This window comes from Burkholderia perseverans, assembly GCF_022870505.1.
Taxonomy (GTDB): domain Bacteria; phylum Pseudomonadota; class Gammaproteobacteria; order Burkholderiales; family Burkholderiaceae; genus Burkholderia; species Burkholderia plantarii.
In genome coordinates, this window is the sequence record NZ_CP045094.1 from 160426 (window position 1) to 179858 (window position 19433).

Below are 19433 nucleotides of genomic sequence, written 5' to 3' on the forward strand. Positions count from 1 at the left end.
GCCCTCGGGCGGACCCCGCATCGCGCTGCGTCCCATGAGGTGCAGATGAGGCGCAGCGCCATGCGGCAGGCGGTTCAGACCAAAAGTAACAAGGGCAACGCGGGACCATGCAATTCGAAGTCAGGGCGCTCTCGCCCGAGAACCGGATCATCGCGCTCGTCGTCGACGCGCAGGACGAGGCCGGCGCGCGCACTCACGCCGAGGCGCGCGGCCTGCACGTCACGCGCGTCGCGCCGCTGCGCGCGCTGCGCCGGCCGGCCGGCGCGCGCGGCGGGATCTCGCTGGTGCTGTTCAGCCAGGAGCTGCTGGCGCTACTCAAGGCCGGCCTGTCGATCGTCGAGGGGCTCGAGGCGCTGCTCGAACGCGAGGGCGGCGCGCGCCTGCGCGGCGTGCTCGAACGGCTGCTGGCCGGGCTGCGCGAGGGCAAGCGCTTCTCCAGCCTGCTCGGCGAGCAGCCCGACGTGTTCCCGCCGCTCTACGTCGGCATCGTGCGCGCGGCCGAGGGCACCAGCGACCTGCCGCGCGCGCTGCAGCGCTACGTCGATTACCAGGAGCGCATCGACACGGTGCGCAACAAGCTGGTGAGCGCCGCGATCTATCCGAGCATCCTGCTGGTGGTGGGCGGCGGCGTGTCGGCGTTCCTGATCTCCTACGTGGTGCCGCGCTTCGCGACCATCTACGAAGGCACCGGCCGCGCGCTGCCGTGGATGTCGCAGATGCTGCTCGACTGGGGCAAGTTCGCCGCCGCGCACGGGCTGCCGCTCGCGCTGGCCGCGCTCGGCGGCGGCGCGGCGCTCGTCATGGGCGTGCGCGCCGCCATCGCGCGGGTCGGGCTGGTGAGCCTGCTCGGCCGGGTGCCGGTGCTCGGGCCGCATCTGCGCATCTACCAGCTGTCGCGGCTCTACCTGACGCTCGGCATGCTGCTGGAAGGCGGGATTCCGATCGTCGCGGCGATGGAGACCGCCTGCGGCACCGTCTCGCCCGCCATGCGCGAGGGCCTGCTCGCGGCGCGCGCGGCGGTGCAGTCGGGCGAGCCGCTGTCCGGCGCGTTCCTCGCGCGCGCGCTGACCACGCCGATCTCGCTGCGCATGCTGCGGGTGGGCGAACGCTCCGGCGAACTGGGCGCGATGCTGACCCAGTCGGCCGCGTTCTACGACGGCGAGATCAGCCGCTGGATCGACCGCTTCACGCGCATGTTCGAGCCGCTCCTGATGTCGGCGATCGGCGTGGTGGTCGGCACCATCGTCGTGTTGCTCTACATGCCCATCTTCGATCTCGCGGGAAGCCTGTCATGAATTCGCAGCCCATGCCCGCCGCCGCCGGGGCGGCCCCCGAGGCGGCGCTCGCCCGGGTGCTCGACGCGACGCAGGATGCGGCGCACGAGGTTGCCCATGAAGCGCTCGATAAATCGCTGCATGAGGCACGTCACGACGCGCCCGCGCGCGCGTTCGAGCCCGAGGCGCCGCTGATCGACGCCGAGCTGCTGGCCCGCGCGCGCGGTGCCGCGGCCGCCACCCGGCGCCATCTGATCGACGAGCTGCAGACGCTGACGGGCGCCGAGCCGATCGCGCTGATGCGCGCGCTCGCGGTGCGGCTCGCGATGCCGGTGGTCGAGACGGCCGGCATGCTCGCGCTCGCGCCCGCGTTCGACCAGGTGCCGCTGTCGCGTGCCATGCAGCGCCGCTGCGCGCTGCTGCGCGAGGCCGACGGCGCGCTGGTGGGCGTGGTCACCAGCCCGTTCGATCTCGACCTGCAGACCTGGCTCGCCGCGCAGGCGGGCGGCGCCGTCGAGATGCGGCTCGCGCTGCCCGGCGACCTGCTCGCCTATCACACGCGCATGGAGGAATCGGCGCGCGCGGTGGACAGCCTGGTGTCGGTCGGCGACGGCTCGCAGGCCGACGCGCGCACCGCCCAGGTGCTGTCGTTCCAGACCGTCAACGAGGCCGCGAGCCCGGCCGTCAAGCTCGTCAACTCGACGCTCTACGACGCGCTGAAGGCCGGCGCCTCCGACATCCACCTCGAAAGCACCGCCACCGGGCTCGCGCTGAAGTACCGCGTGGACGGCGTGCTCGACGCGGCCGCCACGATCCAGGGCATCGAGACCGCCGAGCAGGTGATCTCGCGCCTGAAGGTGCTGGCCGAACTCGACATCGCCGAGCGGCGCGTGCCGCAGGACGGCAGCTTCCGGGTGGCCGCGGGCGGCCGCGACATCGACCTGCGCGTGTCGATCATGCCGAGCATCCACGGCGAGGACGCCGTGATCCGGATTCTCGACAAGCGCGCCATGATCGAGGCCTACGGCTCGCTGACGCTGGAGGCGCTCGGCTACGACGCCGAATCGCTGGTGGCGCTGCGCGCGCTGGCCGAGGAACCCTACGGCATGCTGCTGGTGACCGGCCCGACCGGCTCGGGCAAGACCACCACGCTGTATGCGGCGCTCACCGAGATCCACAACGGCCGCGACAAGATCATCACGATCGAGGATCCGGTCGAATACCAGCTGCCCGGCATCCTGCAGATTCCCGTCAACGAGAAGAAGGGCCTCACCTTCGCGCGCGGGCTGCGCTCGATCCTGCGCCACGATCCGGACAAGATCATGGTGGGCGAGATCCGCGACCGCGAGACCGCCGAGATCGCCGTGCAGTCGGCGCTGACGGGCCACCTGGTGCTGACCACCGTCCACGCCAACAACGTGTTCGACGTGTTCGGCCGCTTCAGCCACATGGGCATCGATCCATATGCGTTCGTCTCGGCGCTGAACGGCATCTGGGCGCAGCGGCTGCTGCGCGTGAACTGCCCGCGCTGCGCCGCGCCCTACGAGCCCACCGATGCCGAGCTCGCGCGGCTGGGCCTCACGCGCGCCGGCACGGCCGACTATGCGTTCCGCCAGGGCACCGGCTGCGGCGACTGCCGCGGCACCGGCTATCGCGGCCGGCGCGCGATCGCCGAGATCCTGATCCTCGACGACGAGATCCGCGATCTGGTGGTGGAGAAGCAGCCGATCCGCGTGATCAAGGAAGTCGCGCGCCGCAACGGCACGCGGCAGCTGCGCGAGGTCGCGCTCGGCCTCGTGAAGCGCGGCGAGACCACGCTGGCCGAAGTCAAGCGGGTGACCCTCAATGCTTGAACGCTGGCTGTCACGCCTTGCCCCCAAGGGCCGCGCGGGCGACGCCGGCGCCGGCCGCGCGCGCCTGCTCGATGGCCTCGCCGTGCGGGCCTTCGCGCGGCGCGGCCAGTGCCGGCTCGCGCTGGCGCCCGGCGCGCTGACGGTGCGCCGCGTGGGGGCCTCGCGCAAGGTGCCGGCGCTGTTCGTCGAACGGCCGCTGCCGGCCGGCGTCGAGGCGCAGCCGGAGGCGCTCGCCGCGCTGATCGCGGCCGCGCTCGACGAATCGGGCGGCCGCGGCCTGCCGGTGCAGGTCACGTTCGCCGACGCGCTGGTGCGCTATTTCATCGTCACGCCGGCCGACAACAGCGTGCGCATGCAGGACCTGCGCGCCGCCGCCGGCGCGCGCCTGCAGGCGCTGTACGGCGACGACCCGGCCGGCTGGCAGATCGTGGCCGACTGGCGGGCCGCCGAGCCGTTCCTCGCCTGCGCCGTGTCGCGGCGCTGGACCGACGCGCTGCAGCAGGCGGTGGCCGCCGGGCGCGGCTGCCTGGTGTCGGCGCAGCCCGAATTCATCGCTGCCTGGAACCGCTCGCGCCGCGAACTCGACGCCGGCACCTGGCTCGCCACGCGCGGCGAGCGCGCGCTGACGCTGGGCCTGATCGCCGCCGGCCCGCGCGCGCGCGTGGCCGCCGTGCGCACGCTCGCGCTGCCCGATCCGGTGCCGTCGCTCGGCTGGCTGCGCGCGCAGGTGGCGCGCGCCGCGCTGCTCGACGATCTGCCCGCGCCCACCACGCTGCTGCTGCATGGCCCGCGCTGCGAGGCGTGGCTGCCCGGCGCCACCGATTTCACCGATCCCGGCATGAGCGTGCGCTGGGCCGCGCCCGGCGAGGCGGGTGCGGCGGGCGACCCGCTCGCGCGCGTCGCCGCGCCGGCCGCGCCGGCCGTGCCGCGCGGCTGGAGCGAGTCCGCGCGATGAGAAGCCTGCCCATCGATCTCGCGCCGTTCAGCGTGCGGCGCGAGTGGTACCGGATTCGCCCCTATGCGCGCGTGCTCGCGCTGGCCGGGCTCGTGCTGTGCGGCGTGGCCGCGTTTCGCGCGCAGACGCTGATCGTGCGGCTGCAGGCGCTCGATGGCGAGGCCGCGCGCATCACCGAGCGCAACGAACGCGCGCTGCACGCGCCGCAACGCCTGCGCAGCGAGCCGATCGACGCCAAGCAGGCCGCCGCCGTGAACCTTGCCGTCGCGCGCCTGAACCTGCCGTGGGACGACCTGCTCGACGCGATCGAGGCGGCCACCTCCAGCAGGATCGCGCTGATGTCGATCACGCCCGAGCCCGCGCGCGCGCTGATCCGCATCGAGGCCGAGTGCGCCAGCAGCCCCGACATGCTCGACTACCTCGGCGCGCTCGCGCGCCAGCCGCTGGTCGGGCGCGTCACGCTCACGCGGCACGAACTCGTGAAGGACGGCATGGACGCCGTGATGCGCTTCCAGGTCGAGGTGCAGTGGCGGGGGAGCGCGTCGTGAGCATGCAGACCTTGGCGCGAAGCCTGTTGCAGCTTCGTCTCGCGCTCTCGCGCTGCGGCGCCGGCACCGTGCTGGCCGGCGCGCTGCTGGCCGCCGCCGCGCTGCTCTGGCTCGGGCTGCTGCCCGGCATGGCCGCGCGCGTGGACGACCAGACCCGCTCGGTCGCGCGCCTTGCCGCGCTGCCGCCGCCGAAGCCGGTGGTGCCGGCGCCGGTGCTGGCGGCCGGCCGGCTCGCCGATTTCTACGCCGGGCTTGGCGACTCGGCGCATACCGGCGAGATCGTCACGCGGCTGTTCGAGGCCGCGGCCGCAGCTGGCGTCACGCTCGACAAGGCCGAGTACAAGCCCGGGCACGACACGCCGGGGCGCTTCGACACCTATACGATCACGCTGCCCGTGAAAGGCGATTACGCGCGGCTGCGGCAGTTCAGCGAGAAGGTGCTGGTGGCGGTGCCCTACGCGGCGCTCGACGATTTGCGCTTCAAGCGCAATTCCGCGAACGATCCGGGCGTGGAGGCGAACCTGCGCTTCACCACGTTCCTGCGGCCGGTGACGATCGCACCGGTCAGCGCGTCGGCGGTGGCGGCGGCTGAGGCCGAGGCGGCGTCGGGGGCGAGCGCGGCTGGGGCGGCGGGGGCATCCGGCGCTGCAGCGGCAGCGGCTGCGGCGATGCCCGCCGCGTCGGTGACGGATACCACGCGGCGCGCCGGGTTCGGATCGGTGCAGCCGCGCGACAGCTCCGAGGTGCCGCTGCCGACCTCGGACGGCACGGTGCCGGCCGTGGCGGCGCGCGCCCTGACGGTGGTGCCGGTGACGGCCGCGCCCGCGCATGGCGAGCGAGGCGGGGCGGCGCATCCGGCGGCGGTTGCGACGGCGGCGAACGGGGGCGGTGCGTCGGCTCCGGCGGTCGCGATGGTCAAGGCATCGGCGACGCCCGCGCCGGGCGCGGCCGGCGTCGCGCGGCCGGTGGCGGTCAAGGCAGCTCGCGGTGAGTCGGCGAGACAGGACGGCAAGGCGGCGCCGGTCGCGGCCAAGGCATCCGCACCGGCATCGATCGGCGGCCCGCGAACGGCGACGGTTGCGGTGCCGGCGCACGGCGTGGCCGCGAAGCCGGCGACGCCGGTATTGGCCAAGGCATCCGCGCGAGCCTCGCTCGGCGGCCCGCGGGCGACGACGATCGCAATGCCGGCGCATGGCACTACCGCGAAACCGGCCGCGCCTGCGTCGCAAGCCTCGCTCGGCGGCCCGCGAGCAACGACGATGGCGATGCCGGCGCCCGCGGTGGTCACGAAACTGGCCGTGCCCGCATCGCAGCCTCCAGCCCAAGCCTCGCTCGGCGGCCCGCGAGCAACGACGATGGCGATGTCCGCACCCGCCATCGCCACGAAACCGGCCGTGCCCGCATCGCAGCCTCCAGCCCAAGCCTCGCTCGGCGGCCCGCGAGCAACGACGATCGCGATGTCCGCACCCGCCATCGCCGCGAAGCCGGCCGCGCCCGCATCGCAGCCTTCAGCCCAAGCCTCGCTCGGCGGCCCGCGAGCAACGACGATCGCGATGTCCGCACCCGCCGCGACCGCGCAGCCGGCCGCATCGGCACCGGCTTCCGCCGCCGCCACCGCCGCCGCTTCGCAGGGAGCCGCGCCATGAAGATGAAACGCCAGCACATCGTGATGGCCGTGCTGTTCGTCGCCTGCGCGCTGGTGCTCGTCTTCACCGGGCACTCGCAGGACGACGGCATCGTCGAGGCCACGCCGCGCGCGCCGGCCGCCGCGCCGGCCCGCGCGGCGAACGCGAATGGCAACCCCGACAGCCCGCGCGGCACGCCCGGCACGTCAGGCGTCCCGACGATCGCGGCCGTCCACACCCGCGCCGAGCGCACGGGCGGCGCCCACGCGCTGTTCGGCACGCTGCTGCTCGCGCCGCCGCTGCCGTCGGCCGCGCCCGAGCAGGTCGACGTGCCGCCGCTGCCGAACACGCCGCCGATGCCGTTCACCTACATCGGCAAGCAGCAGTCGGCCGGGCGCTGGGAGGTCTACCTCGCGCGCGGCGACGACACGCTGATCGTCCGCGACCAGATGGTGATCGACGGCACGTACCGGGTCGAGTCGATCGATCCGCCGAACCTGACGCTCGTCTACCTGCCTCAGAAACTTGTCCAGACGCTGGATATCGGCAGTGCCGACTGATCCGCGCGCCACGAGGAACGAACCGTTGTCCAAGCCCACCCCGATCCGAAACCGCCCGCCCACCCCGGCCGCGCTGCGTCTCCTGCGGCGCGGCACGATGCTGGTCGCGCTGGCGGTCCTGCTCGCCGCGTGCGCGCAGTCCCAGCCCTATCGCGACGGCCAGAAGCTGGTCGCGGCCGGCAAGGTCGACGAGGGGCTCGGCAAGCTCCACGACGCGTCGAACCAGGAGCCCGAGGACGCCAAGTACCGCCAGACCTGGCTCGCCGAGCGCGAGAAGGCGATCAACGAGGCGATGGGGCAGGGCGACCGGCTCGCCGCCAGCGGCGCGCGCGACGCCGCGCGCAAGGCCTACGAGCACGTGCTGGCGCTGAGCCCCGGCAACGAGCGCGCGATCGCCGGCCTCACCGCGCTCGATACCGACGTGCGCCTGAACCTGATGCTGAGCCGCGCCGAGGCGCTCTACGTGCGTCACCAGCCCGACGACGCGCGCCGCATGCTCGACGCCGTGCTGACCGAGGCGCCCGCCAACCGCCGCGCGCTCGAGCTGCAGCGCAAGCTCGCCGCCGATTCCGGATCGGCGCGCGTCGAGGCGGCGCTGGCCGCCGCCTACCGAAAGCCGATCCGCATCGACTTCCGCGACGCGCCGCTCAAGCAGATCTTCGACGTGATCTCGCGTTCCTCGGGCATGAACTTCCTGTTCGACCGCGACGTGAAGACCGACCAGCGCACCACCATCTTCCTGAAGAACAGCACGATCGACGCCACCGTGCGCTACGTGCTCGCCACCAACCAGCTCGCGCAGCAGGTGCTCGACGAGAACACCGTGCTGATCTATCCGAACACGGCCGCGAAGGTGAAGGACTACCAGGAGCTGGCGGTGCGCACGTTCTTCCTCTCGAACACCGACGCGAAGACCATCGCCAACACGCTGAAGACGATCCTGAAGGTCCACGACGTGGTGGCCGACGAGAAGCTCAACATGGTGATCGTGCGCGACACGCCCGACGCGATCCGCATGGCCGAGCGGCTGGTCGCGCTGGAAGACGTGCCCGAGCCCGAGGTGATGCTCGAGGTGGAGGTGCTGGAAGTGCAGCGCAACCACGAGGTCAACCTCGGCGTGGCCTGGCCGAGTTCGGTCAATGTCACGCCGCTGCCGCTCGGCAGCGTGATCGCGCCCGTCACCGGGCAGACCAGCACCACCGGCGTGACCGGCTCGCCGTACTACCCCTACGGCTATGGCGGCGTGGGCTCGTACGGCACCGGTTCGAGCGGCTCGACCCCGGCCCTGACCATGAACGACCTGCTGCACCAGACGATCCGCACCATCGGCCTGTCGTCGCTGCAGGCCACCGTCAACGCCAACGTGCAGGACTCCGACGTCAAGCTGCTGACCAATCCGCGGATCCGCGTGCGCAACCACGAGAAGGCCAAGATCCTGATCGGCGAACGGGTGCCGAACTTCACCTCCACGGCCACCTCCACCGGCTTTCTCTCGCAGTCGGTCAACTATCTCGACATCGGCCTGACGCTGAACGTCGAGCCCACCGTCTACCTCGACGACACGGTCGGCATCAAGCTCGCGCTGGAAGTGAGCAGCCTCGGCAACTCGATCACCACCACCACCGGCACCGCCGCGTACCAGATCGGCACGCGCACGGCCAGCACCGTGCTGCAGCTGAAGAACGGCGAGACCGACGTGCTCGCCGGCCTGATCGACAACGAGGAACGCACCTCCGGCAACAAGCTGCCCGGCATCGGCCAGCTGCCGATCCTCGACCGGCTGTTCGGCGCCAACGACGACCAGGCCAAGAACACCGAGATCGTGCTCGCGATCACGCCTCACCTGGTGCGCAACATCCGCCGGCCCGACGCCGATCTCGCCTACTTCACCTCGGGCACCGAGACCAACCTGCGCAGCATGATCCAGTCGAACGGGCTCGCGCAGCCGGCCGCGTCGAACAGCACGCCGTCCGCGGCGAGCACCGGCGCCGGCGGCGGGACGGCCGGCGCTTACGGTGCGAACGGCGCGAACGGTGGATATGGCGCGGGCGCGGGCGGTGCCTACGGCGCGAGCGGTGCGTCGGGTGCCGGGGCCTACGGCAGCGCCAACGGCGGCAGCGGCCTCTACTACGGCGGCGACGGCGTCGCCGCGCCCGGCTCGGGCGCCGTGCTCGGCACCGCGCAGATGGCGATCGACGGGCCGCCGCAGGTGAAGACCGGTGATTCGGTCACCGTCTCGCTGTCGATGTCGGCCGACCAGCCGGTGGCGAGCGCGTCGTCGATCGTCGGCTTCGACGCCACCAAGCTGCAGTTCGTCGGCGTGACCGAGGGCGATTTCCTGAAGCAGGGCGGCGCGCCCACCTCGTTCTCGAGCCGCGTGAGCCCGGGCCAGGTGCAGCTCGCCGACTCCGTGCAGGGCGGGATGGGCGGCGCGGCCACCGGCACCTACGCGGTGCTGAGCTTCAAGGCGCTGGCGCCGGCCTCGCAGACCTCGATCAAGATCACGCCGGGCTCGGTGGTGGGCCTCACGGGCGCGCCGATCACGTTCGCGCCGCCGTCCGCGTTCACGCTTGGCATCAATCCGACGCCATGAGGCACGCCTTGCCCGCTGCCGCGCCGATGCCGCGACCTGCGCCAGATACGCCGCGCCGACCCCGCGTCGCGCGCGGCGGCCGGCGCGCGGCGGCCGGCTTCACGCTGATCGAGCTGCTCGTCACGCTCGCGATCCTCGGCGTGCTGGCCAGCATGACGGTGCCGGTCGCGCAGGTGATGCGCCAGCGCGAACGCGAGCAGGAACTGCGCGAGGCGCTGCACCAGATCCGCGGCGCGATCGACGCCTACAAGACGGCCTCGAAGGACGGACGCGTGCCGTCCGACAACGGCGCGTCCGGCTACCCGCCGACGCTGAACGTGCTGGTGGACGGCGTGAAGGACCAGAACGATCCGAAGGGCGCAAAGATCTACTTCCTGCGCCGCCTGCCGCGCGACCCGATGAGCCACGATCCGCAGCTCGACGCCGCCGACACCTGGGGCAAGCGTGCCTACGCGAGCGAGCCCGAGGATCCGCAGGAAGGCGACGACGTCTACGACGTCTACTCGACCTCGACGGCCGTCGGCCTGAACGGCATTCCCTACCGGAACTGGTGAGCGCGATGCGAATCCCGATGCGACCGACCAACCGATACGCGCGGCGTGAGCGACTCAAGACGCATGCGCGGCGTGGCTGGCGCGGCTTCACGCTGATCGAGCTGCTGATGGTGCTGGCGATCATCGCGCTGATGCTCACGCTCGCGCTGCCGCAGTATTTCCATTCGATCGACGCGTCGAAGGAGAAGATCCTCGCCGAGAACCTGCACGCCACGCGCGACGCGATCGACAAGTTCTATGGCGACCTCGGCCGCTACCCCGAGTCGCTCGACGAACTCGTCGACAAGCACTACCTGCGCACGCTGCCGTTCGACCCCGTCACCGACAGCGCCACCACCTGGCACCTGATCGCACCCGAGGAACAGTTCCCGGGCAAGGTCTACGACCTCAAGAGCGGGGCCGAGGGCACCACGCTCGACGGCCGGCCGTTCGACGCGTTATGACGCCGCGAGACGGGCGCGATGGCGGGCTGGATGTGCCGCGACGCGTGGGTTGGGGGGAGCGGACGGCGCGAGGGTGGGCAATGACGCGGTCGCCGGGGGCGGCGGGCGCCGCGGATCGGTGCCGCGTTTGTCATCGCGCTCATCATCAGGCTCGTCGCCATGGTCTCGGCACGCCGACCGCGTCATCGGCACTGGCGGGGCCGGCAGGACCGATGCCGCACCGCCTGCCACGCGGCGGGCGCGGACCGGGCGCGCGGCGCGGCCAGCACGGGCTCGCCTATCTGGCGCTGCTGATCGGCATCGTGATCATCGGCGTGGTGGCGGCCGGCACGATCCAGCTCGGCGCGCTCTACCAGCGGCGCATGGCCGAGCGGGCGCTGCTCGATATCGGCGACGAGTTCCAGCGCGCACTGCTCAGCTACACCGACAACACGCCGGTCGGCCAGCCCACCCAGCCGCGCTCGCTCGAGGAGCTGGTGCGCGATCCGCGCTATCCGAACCCGGTGCGCCACCTGCGCCGCATCTATGCCGATCCGCTGACGGGCAAGGCCGACTGGGTGCTGGTGCGCTCGCCGAACGGCCAGACCATCGTCGGCATCCACAGCGCGTCGCACGAGCATCCGATCCAGCTGCGGCAGTTCCCCGAGCAGTTTCGCGGTTTCGAGGACAAGCACAGCTACACGCAATGGGTGTTCGTCGCGCGACCGCCGCAACAGGGGCTCGGCGCGCGCGCGCCGGGCGGCGTGCCGGTGCCGGGCATGGTGACGGGCGCGCCGCTGCCGGTGAACGGGGACGACGACGGCGCCGCGCCGGGCACCAGCGGCATGGCCGATGCCGGCTTCCCGGCGAGCGGCGGATTCGGCTCGGACGATGGCTTCGGCGGCGGCAGCGGGTTCGGCGGCGGCTTCTCGACCGACGGCGGGTTCGGCTCGGGCGGCGGGTTCTCGAACGGCGGGAGTCGTTCGGGCGGCGGGTTTTCGAACGGCGGCGGGTTCTCGTCGGGTGGCGGCTTCTCGACCAACGGCGGCTTCGGCTCGGGAAGCGGCGGCTCGAACGGCGGTGACGCGAACGGTGGTTTTTCGAACGGCGGCTTTTCGGGCGGCAGTGGATTCTCCAGCGGCGGTTTCTCTGGCGGCGGCGGAGTGTCGTCGGGGAGCGGCGCCGGCAACTGAGGCGCGCCACGGCGTGTGGAGCGCGAAGGGCGCACGCAACGGCTTCCGGTCGCGGCGCTCGCGCGATTGCGCCAGGTGGCGCACGGCCTCGGCGGTCCCGCGCCGCGCTGATGTCCTGCCGTTGACGCCGTGCCCGCTACTGCCCGTCGTTCAGCGCTTCGCCCACGCCGCGGTGCGTGGCCTGCCACGCATCGAGTTGCACCGCCATCGCTTGCCGCAGCGCCGCGTAGGCCTCGACGAGCCGCTCCAGCGAAAACGCGCGATTGAGCCCGCTCGGATTCGGCAGCACCCACACGCGGGCCGCCGCGAACGGGTCCGCCTGCTCGCCCCATTCGATCTCGCGCCGCTGCGTGAGCGCCGCGAACGCCGGCTTGCCGAGGAACGCGATCGCGTGCGGCCGGAACTGCGCGACCTTGGCGCGAAACGGCGCGACCGCGTCGCCCATCTCGAGGCGGCCCAGCTCCGCCGCGCGGCGCGTCGGCCGCGTCGCCATCGAGGTGATGCCGCAGCCGTGGCGCAGCAGCGCGCGATCGTCCTCGGCGCGCAGCCGCACCGGCGTGAAGCCCGCCAGGTGCAGCGCGGGCCAGAAGCGGTTCGACGCCGAGCCGAAGTTGTGCCCCGACGTCGCCGCGAGCGGGCTCGGGTTGATCCCGCAGAACAGCACCGGCAGATCGGGCAGCAGGACGTCGAACGGCGAGAGGGAAACGGGAGAAGTCATGGCGTGCGAGGCGTTGGGCAACGGCGGGACGATGGCAGGCGGCGCCGGAAACCGGAAGGATGCACCGAGATCGAGGCAACGATCGCGCCACCGACGCTCGCTGACCACGCTCGCGAGCGCCGCCAACGCGCTCGGCAAGACCTTCCGCTTCGAATGGCAGGCCGCCTGAGCCATGCGGCGCGGCCCGCGGCCCGCGCCCGCGCATCGCGGAGCGGGAAGCATGCCCCGCACCCTCAGGCCGGCATCGCCTCCAGCGTCGATTCCACCGTGGTACGGAACACGCTGACCGTCTCCAGCAGTCGCTCGGCCTGCGACACCAGCATCTCGGTGGCCGTGCTCGACTGCTCGACCAGCGCCGCGTTCTGCTGCGTGCTGTCCTCGAGCTGCTCGATCATGGTGCGGACCTCGCCGATGCGGCGCGTCTGCACCTTACACGCGTCGTTGATCTCGCTCATGATCGACGTGACGTTGCGCGACGACTGGATCACGTCCTCGATGGTCGAGCCGGCCACCGACACGAGCCGCCCGCCGTCGCTCACGCGCGCGTTGCTCTCCTGCACCAGCGACTTGATCTCCTTGGCGGCCGCCGCGCTCTTTTGCGCGAGGATCCGCACCTCGCCCGCCACCACCGCGAAGCCGCGCCCGTGGCCGCCGGCCTTGGCGGCCTCCACGGCCGCGTTGAGCGCGAGGATGTTGGTCTGGAACGCGATCGCGTCGATCACCGAGATGATCTCGCCGATCCGGTGCGAGGACGCGTCGATGCCGCGCATCGTCTCCACCACCCGGCCGACCGCGTCGCCGCCGTTGCTGGCGGTGGACGAGGCCTTGTTGGCGAGTTCGTCGGCGTGGCCGGCGTTCGAGGCGTTCTCGGAGACGCTGGTGTCGAACTCGCCGAGCGCGTTGGTGGCCTGTTCGAGCGCGACGGCCTGCTTGCTGGTGCGCGCGCTCAGGTCGTTGGTGCCGTGCGCGATCTCGCGGCTCGCCTGCACCACGCCGTCGGCCGCCTCGCGCACGCGCTCGACGATCTCGGCGAGGCTGTCGCGCATCTTGGTAACGGCGGCCATCACGCTGGTGTCGTCCGAGGAATGCGCGGGCGAGCGCACCGACAGGTTGCCGGCGCGGATCGCCTCGGCGAAGCCGATCATCTCGCGCGGATCGGCACCGAGCGTCGACGAAATGTTGCGCGTGACGAGCCAGGCGATCGCGAGGCTCAGCACGCAGGCGCCGGCGGTCAGCGCGGCCATCAGGATCTTGAAGGCGCGGCTGGTGTCGCGCGCCTCCAGCCCCTCGGTCGCGTTCAGCGAATCCTCGTAGTCGATCATGGTGTTGACGGCCGAGAGCCAGGCCACCAGCGCGGGCCGCGCGTTCTCGAGCAGTACCTTGCGCGCCTCGTCGGGCTGGTTGCGGGTCTGCAGGTCGATCACCTGGTCGATCAGCGGCATCGCGCGCGCCTGCGCGGCCTGGATGCCCTGATAGATCGATTTTTCCTCGGGCGTGATGTTGTCGCTCGGCAGGAAGATGGTCTCGAACGGCTTGGCCGATTCGTCGTAGTCGTTCTGCAGCTTGCGGATCTGCTGGATCACGGCCGGCAGTTCGTCGGGGGCGACCAGCGTGACGTCGCGCAGCGCGATCGAGCGGTCGTGGACGCTGCCGCGGAAGTTCACGGCGTAGCGCTCCTTCACGCCGTTCAGGTCGATGATGTCGTCGAGCCGTTCGCGGATGTTCTGCACCTGCAGGATCGCGATCACGGCCAGCGCCACCATGGCGACCAGCATCATGCCGAAGCTGACGATCAGCTTGCCCCGCACACTTCTGATTCGAATTTTCATGTTTTCCCCGAGCGCCCGGGCGACTTCTGGATCTGGTTGGTCTCCGTGATCACGCGCGGCCGCGTCCCCAGGCTTGGACGGAACCGGTACGTGCGACGGCGCGGCAGCAGGGCCGCCCCTACGTGAACGGTTCGGCCCGGTGGTTTATTCCGTTTTCGGGCGCAACCGGTTACAGCGGATCGAAAATTTATTCGGTGGGGCCGCGTTCGCGGCGGTAGGTCGGGCGCGAGCGGCGGCGGAACGTGCTCGGATCGGCGCCGTACAGGGCCTGGAACGCCACCGAGAAATTGCTGCGGCTCGCCATGCCGACTGCCTTCGCCACCGCGGCCACCGGCAGCGCGGTGGTGGCGAGCAGCTCGGCCGCGCGGCGCAGGCGCACCGTCTTGAGCATCGCCATCGGCGGCTGGCCGAACGCCTCGGCGAAGCGCGCGGCGAACGCCGAGCGGCTCATCGAGGCGAGCGCCGCGAGCCGTTCGACGGTGAGCGCCTGCGCGGGGCGCTCGAAGATCGCCGTGAGCGCGGCGGCCAGGCGCGGGTCGGCGAGGCCGCCGGCCCAGGGCAGCACGGCGCCGGCGGTATCGACGGCGTGGGCCGGGGCGGACGGATCGGCGGCGGCGTCGATGTGACGGCGCAGCGCCATCACCAGACACTGCTTGAGCAGCGCCTCGACCAGCACGCGCGAGCCGGGACCGGGCCGCGCCGATTCCGCCAGCAGCAGCACGAACTGGTCGCGCAGGCCCGAGGCCGCGTCGAAGCGCACGACCAGCGGACGCGCGAGCGGCCCGAACGGATCGGCCGCGGCGCCGGGGCCGAGATCGAGTTCGCCGCAGGCGGTGACCACGCCCTCGGCGCCGTCGCCCACGCTGACCACGGGCGCGGTCTCGCGCGCGAGCGCCGAGCCCACGCGCGAGCGCTCGACGCTGCGCGCGGCCATGTGCTCCGGCGTGTCGATCCGGTAGACCGCGCCGGCCGGCAGCAGCACGAAGCAGTGGGGCGCGAGCGGCACGCGCGTGCCGTCGCCGAGCGCCAGCGCGCCGCCGCCCGACAGGCAGTAGTGCAGGCTCGCCACGCGGCACGGCTCGAAGCGCACGCCCCAGCCGCGGCGGATGTCGCAGATCGAAAAATTGACCACGCCGAGATCGAGCGTGGCGAGCAGGTGATCGAGCAGGAGGGCGGAACGGGGTGCGTGCATGGCTGGACGATTCGGAACCAGGTCGAGACCAATTCGAACTCACCCGCCGCTACGATGACAGGCGATATCCCCTGTTCATGGAGGCAATGATGTTCGACCCGAAGAATCTTACCCTGTTGAAGAAGCTGGACGAAAACGCACCCGACGCGATGAAGTCTTTCTGGGCATTCGATCACGCCGTGTTCGAGGATGGCGCGCTGAGCGCGCAGACCAAGCAGCTGATCGCGGTGGCCGTCGCGCTGACGACGCAGTGCCCGTACTGCATCGACCTCCACGGCAAGGCGGCGCGCAAGGCCGGCGCGAGCGAGGCGCAGCTGACCGAGGCCGCGCTGGTCGCGGCCGCGATCCGCGCGGGCGGGGCGATCACGCACGCCACGCATCTGTTCCGCGGCTGAGCGGGCGCGCCGCCGGCGCACCTCGCGGCTGGCCGGCGGCGAGTGCTTCGGACGGCGGTGTCCGGGGTGGGGGCGCGCGGCAGCCGGCTCGTATCGGATGGAAAGCCAGCCCCGGACCAGGGCTGACCCGATCCGGCCCCGCCCGTGCCTGAATCCGGTCCCGACGCGGGCCGACCGGATCGCACGCGATGCCGGCCAGCCCTCTTTCGTCAGGCGTTGCCCACCAGTCCGAGCGCTTCGGCCGAGGCGGTCAGCTGGCGGTCGAAGCCGGCCGCGTCGAGTTCGTCGGCCAGATCGCGCAGCGCATGGCTCGCGGCGGCGCGATCGTCGTTCTGGTCGTGCGGGATCACGTTCAGGGTCTGCGTGATGCCGGGTGCGGTCTCGTCGAGCGTGATCATCACGCCGTGCTTGCTGACGCCGTAGGTGCGGGCGCCGCGCGGGCCGCCGGCGATGCTCGCGAACGGAATCAGCTTCCAGGTGGGCAAGCCGCGCAGTTCGCGGATCGGCGCATGAATCACCACCGCGCGCATGTCGTTCACCATGTCGATCCTCCTCGATGACGGTAGGCAGGGTTGTCGGCCGATCGGGGCAGTGTAGTGAAACCGCCCGCGATCGCATCCGAATGGATCAAGCGTGCCGGAACCCGCGGCAGGCCGTGCCCGCGCCGCCTGCGCCAACTCAGGGAGCGGGCCGCCCGTGCTCGATCTGCCCGAGTACCGATTTGACCGACTCCAGTACGTCGTCTGACAACGCCGGGTCGATTTTCGCGATCGCACGTGTCGCCGCGATTGCACCGATCTGCGCGGCGATCGTGGTGAACGCGATGCGGCGCCGCTCCCCGGCCGGCAGCGCGGGGTCGAGGCTCGCCTCGACCAGCGCGGCCATCCGCATGAAACCTTCCGTGAAGCAGGCGGCCACGGGCTCGCCCTGCCGCGCGACCTCGCTGGCCGAGGCCGCGAGCGGGCAGCCTTCCTCCAGCGTGTCGCGCATGCGCGCCGAGAACAGGAAATCCAGATAGCGGCCGAGCCCGGGCGCCTCGCCGCCCGAGCGCGCCATCGAGGCGAGGCTGTGTTCCAGCCCCTTGTTCATCGCCGCGGCGGCCAGCGCCTCCTTCGAATCGAAGTGCGCATAGAGCGCGCCGTGCGTGAGCCCGGCCTCGCGGCCGATGTCGGCCACCCCCACGCCATCGATGCCGCGCGCGCGAAACAGCCGTCCCGCCGCATTCAGCAGCGCTTCGCGGTTTTCCGCCGCCTTTTCCTTCGATACCCGCATGACGCCCTCCCGACAGATTTTTCTTGATTTTAGTTACGGTCGCAATTAATGTCATTAACATTGCGACTGCAATGAATAAGGCGGACGCTCCCGTTTCCTCAACGACGCAGGAATTTCGACCATGCGCTATTCCCTGTTTGGCCGGCACACCGGGCTGCGAGTCTCCGAACTCGTGCTCGGCGCCGGCAACTTCGGCACCCGCTGGGGCCACGGCGCGGCACCCGACGAGGCGCGCCGCATCTTCGAACGCTACGCCGAGGCCGGCGGCAACTTCATCGATACGGCCGACAGCTATCAGTTCGGCGAATCCGAGGAGATCCTCGGCGAGCTGCTGGCGGGCCGCCGCGACGACTTCGTGCTCGCCACCAAGTACACGCAGCGCGCGACCCCGAACGACGGCATCCTCGTGACGGGCAACAGCCGCAAGGCGATGGTCGCGTCGCTGGAAGCGAGCCTGAAGCGGCTGAAGACCGACCATGTCGACCTGTACTGGGTCCACATGGCCGACGGCGTCACGCCGATGGAGGAGATCATGCGCGGCTTCGACGACCTGGCGCGCGCGGGCAAGATCCTGCACGCGGGGCTGTCGGATTTTCCGGCGTGGCGCGTCGCGCGCGCGGCGACGCTGGCCGAGCTGCGCGGCAGCCTGCCGCTCGCGGGCCTGCAGGTCGAGCACAGCCTCGTGCAGCGCACCACCGAGCAGGAGCTGCTGCCGGCCGGGCAGGCGCTCGGGCTCGGCGTGGTGGCGTGGTCGCCGCTCGGCGGCGGGATGCTGACGGGCAAGTATCGCCGCGGCGAGCAGGGGCGCGCCGAGGGGCTCGGCGGCCGGGTGTTCCAGCCCGAGGACACGCCGCAGCGCAGCGCGATCCTCGACACGCTGCTCGAGGTGGCGCATGAACTGGGCGTGAGCGCGGGCGAGGTGGCGATCGCCTGGGTGGCCGCCAGGGGCTCGCTGCCGATCATCGGGCCGCGCAGCGTCGCGCAGCTCGAGAACAACCTGGCCGCGGCACGGCTGACGCTGCCGGCCGAGCAGATCGCGCGGCTCGATGCGGTCAGCGCGCTGCCGCTGGTGTTCCCGCATTCGATCAACGAGAGCCCGGCCACGCGCCAGCGCATCTCGGGCGGCAAATACGATCTGCTGAACCTGCCGGCGCGGCCGGTGGCTTGAGCGGGCGGGCGCGGTGCGGTGCGGCTGGTTGCGTCGGTCGGGATGCCGGTGCGAGGCGTGGCCGGCCCGGTTGATGGGCGTGACGCGCCCGGCCGGGCGCGGCGTCGGCCGCGCGGGTCCGCCGGCGGCCGACCGGTGTCGCACCACCGGGTCCGCGCCAGTCCGCCGAACGGCCGATGCGCCACCCGGCCAGCCGGGTCGCACGCCGCGCCGCCGCCTCGGCCTTTTCAATCGTTGAACACCACCGTCTGTTTCGCGCGCTCGTCGACGGCGAGCGAGAACACGTCGGGCCGCGCGTAATGGCCCGTCACGTCGAAGTCGTAGCGGGCGCGCGTCAGTTCGGCGGTGTCGACCTCGGCGATCACGAGCCCGGTTTCACCGGTGAGCGGCCCCGCCAGCACGTCGCCGAGCGGCCCGACGATCACGCTGCCGCCGTTGATCAGCGGCCGCCGCGGGTCCCAGCCCGGCACCTCGATGCCGAGCGCGGCCGGCGACGGCTGCACCTGGCACGCGCTCACCACGAAGCAGCGCCCCTCGTGCGCGATGTGGCGCATCGAGTTCTGCCAGATCTCGCGTTCGTCCACGGTCGGCGCGCACCAGATTTCCACGCCCTTCGCGTACATCGCCATGCGCAGCAGCGGCATGTGGTTCTCCCAGCAGATCGTGGCGCCGGCGCGGCCGGCCGCCGTCTCCACCACCGGCAGCGTCGAGCCGTCGCCTTGCCCCCAGATCAGCCGCTCGGTGCCGGTCGGCATCAGCTTGCGGTGCTTCGCGACGAGGCCGGCGGCCGGATCGAAGAACAGCGCCGTGCAGTACAGCGTCGCGCCGGCGCGCTCGATCACGCCGATCACGAGCGAGGCGCCGCTGCGCGCCGACAGCCCGGCCAGCGCGTCGGTCTCCGGCCCCGGCACGTCGATCGCGTTGCCGTGATAGCGCGCGAACGCGTCGCGGCCTTCCGGCAAGCGATAGCCGAGCCGGGTGCCGAACGTCTCGCCTTTCGGGTAGCCGCCCAGCAGCGCCTCGGGCATCACCACCAGCGACAGCCGCTCGGCGCGGATCGCGTCCTCGAACGCGAGGATCCGTTGCAGCGTCTCGGCCTTGCCGAGCGGGGAGGCGCCGATCTGCAGCGCGGCGATTCGGGATTGGGGCATGGCAGGCTCCGGTGAGGCGATCGCGCCGCCGGCGCGGGCTTTCGCGTTATCGATGGGACATCTCGGTTCACGACCCGGTCTGGGGTCCGGGCCGCGTTTCGATGCCCGTATCATGGCGCGATGCCCCGCCC

General features: G+C 71.9%; 18 protein-coding genes. 12 read left to right on the plus strand and 6 right to left on the minus strand.

Annotated elements, in window-relative coordinates; genetic code table 11:
• Positions 1-107: 107 nt before the first annotated feature.
• The 10 genes from BpN12_RS15175 (at position 108) to BpN12_RS15220 (ending at position 11577) form a co-directional block, all read left to right on the plus strand.
• Positions 108-1295 carry a type II secretion system F family protein gene (locus BpN12_RS15175; RefSeq protein ID WP_246796405.1) on the plus strand — a complete coding sequence of 396 codons (1188 nt, stop codon included), beginning with the start codon at positions 108-110 and terminating at the stop codon, positions 1293-1295.
• Positions 1292-3127 (plus strand): GspE/PulE family protein, encoded by a 1836-nt coding sequence (locus BpN12_RS15180; RefSeq protein ID WP_246796406.1) that lies wholly within the window; start codon positions 1292-1294, stop codon positions 3125-3127. The genes BpN12_RS15175 and BpN12_RS15180 overlap by 4 nt, the downstream gene beginning before the upstream one ends.
• Positions 3120-4082: a hypothetical protein gene (locus BpN12_RS15185; RefSeq protein ID WP_246796407.1), complete on the plus strand. Its 963-nt coding sequence runs from the start codon at positions 3120-3122 to the stop codon at positions 4080-4082. Before BpN12_RS15180 ends, BpN12_RS15185 begins: the two co-directional genes overlap by 8 nt.
• Positions 4079-4630 (plus strand): pilus assembly protein, encoded by a 552-nt coding sequence (locus BpN12_RS15190; protein ID WP_246796408.1) that lies wholly within the window; start codon positions 4079-4081, stop codon positions 4628-4630. The genes BpN12_RS15185 and BpN12_RS15190 overlap by 4 nt, the downstream gene beginning before the upstream one ends.
• Complete coding sequence (locus BpN12_RS15195) at positions 4627-6276, plus strand: hypothetical protein (protein ID WP_246796409.1); 1650 nt, start codon at positions 4627-4629, stop codon at positions 6274-6276. Before BpN12_RS15190 ends, BpN12_RS15195 begins: the two co-directional genes overlap by 4 nt.
• On the plus strand, positions 6273-6815 hold the full coding sequence (locus BpN12_RS15200) for a hypothetical protein (RefSeq protein WP_246796410.1): 543 nt from the start codon (positions 6273-6275) through the stop codon (positions 6813-6815). The genes BpN12_RS15195 and BpN12_RS15200 overlap by 4 nt, the downstream gene beginning before the upstream one ends.
• 25 nt (positions 6816-6840) lie before the next feature.
• Positions 6841-9408, plus strand: coding sequence for a secretin N-terminal domain-containing protein (locus BpN12_RS15205; protein ID WP_246796411.1), 2568 nt, complete (start codon positions 6841-6843; stop codon positions 9406-9408).
• 26 nt (positions 9409-9434) lie between these two features.
• On the plus strand, positions 9435-9962 hold the full coding sequence (locus BpN12_RS15210; protein ID WP_246796412.1) for a type II secretion system protein: 528 nt from the start codon (positions 9435-9437) through the stop codon (positions 9960-9962).
• Positions 9963-9979: 17 nt separating this feature from the next.
• Positions 9980-10405, plus strand: coding sequence for a type II secretion system protein (locus BpN12_RS15215; protein ID WP_425306344.1), 426 nt, complete (start codon positions 9980-9982; stop codon positions 10403-10405).
• A 212-nt stretch (positions 10406-10617) separates the two neighbouring features.
• On the plus strand, positions 10618-11577 hold the full coding sequence (locus tag BpN12_RS15220; RefSeq protein WP_246796413.1) for a type II secretion system protein: 960 nt from the start codon (positions 10618-10620) through the stop codon (positions 11575-11577).
• Between the two features lie 136 nt (positions 11578-11713).
• Here the strand turns inward: BpN12_RS15220 and mug are convergent, their stop codons facing one another.
• The 3 genes from mug to BpN12_RS15235 form a co-directional block, all read right to left on the minus strand.
• The gene (gene mug / locus BpN12_RS15225; protein ID WP_246796414.1) at positions 11714-12295 is read right to left on the minus strand and encodes a G/U mismatch-specific DNA glycosylase; all 582 of its coding nucleotides are present in this window, start codon (positions 12293-12295) and stop codon (positions 11714-11716) included.
• A 233-nt stretch (positions 12296-12528) separates the two neighbouring features.
• On the minus strand, positions 12529-14124 hold the full coding sequence (locus BpN12_RS15230) for a methyl-accepting chemotaxis protein (RefSeq protein ID WP_246796415.1): 1596 nt from the start codon (positions 14122-14124) through the stop codon (positions 12529-12531).
• Positions 14125-14311: 187 nt separating this feature from the next.
• A complete protein-coding gene (locus BpN12_RS15235) occupies positions 14312-15316 on the minus strand; it encodes an AraC family transcriptional regulator (protein WP_246796416.1) in 1005 nt (334 codons plus the stop codon).
• Between the two features lie 89 nt (positions 15317-15405).
• On the opposite strand from BpN12_RS15235, the gene BpN12_RS15240 reads away from it, so the two are divergent.
• Positions 15406-15711 (plus strand): carboxymuconolactone decarboxylase family protein, encoded by a 306-nt coding sequence (locus BpN12_RS15240; protein ID WP_246796417.1) that lies wholly within the window; start codon positions 15406-15408, stop codon positions 15709-15711.
• A 209-nt stretch (positions 15712-15920) separates the two neighbouring features.
• Here the strand turns inward: BpN12_RS15240 and BpN12_RS15245 are convergent, their stop codons facing one another.
• Both BpN12_RS15245 and BpN12_RS15250 read right to left on the minus strand, forming a co-directional pair.
• Complete coding sequence (locus BpN12_RS15245) at positions 15921-16253, minus strand: hypothetical protein (RefSeq protein ID WP_246796418.1); 333 nt, start codon at positions 16251-16253, stop codon at positions 15921-15923.
• Positions 16254-16389: 136 nt separating this feature from the next.
• Positions 16390-16983: a TetR/AcrR family transcriptional regulator gene (locus tag BpN12_RS15250; protein WP_246796419.1), complete on the minus strand. Its 594-nt coding sequence runs from the start codon at positions 16981-16983 to the stop codon at positions 16390-16392.
• 121 nt (positions 16984-17104) lie between these two features.
• Here BpN12_RS15250 and BpN12_RS15255 point away from each other — a divergent pair, with 121 nt between their 5' ends.
• The gene (locus BpN12_RS15255; protein WP_246796420.1) at positions 17105-18151 is read left to right on the plus strand and encodes an aldo/keto reductase; all 1047 of its coding nucleotides are present in this window, start codon (positions 17105-17107) and stop codon (positions 18149-18151) included.
• Between the two features lie 227 nt (positions 18152-18378).
• Here the strand turns inward: BpN12_RS15255 and BpN12_RS15260 are convergent, their stop codons facing one another.
• Positions 18379-19302, minus strand: a complete 924-nt coding sequence (locus tag BpN12_RS15260; protein ID WP_246796421.1) for a carbon-nitrogen hydrolase family protein — start codon at positions 19300-19302, stop codon at positions 18379-18381.
• Between the last annotated feature and the right edge of the window lie 131 nt (positions 19303-19433).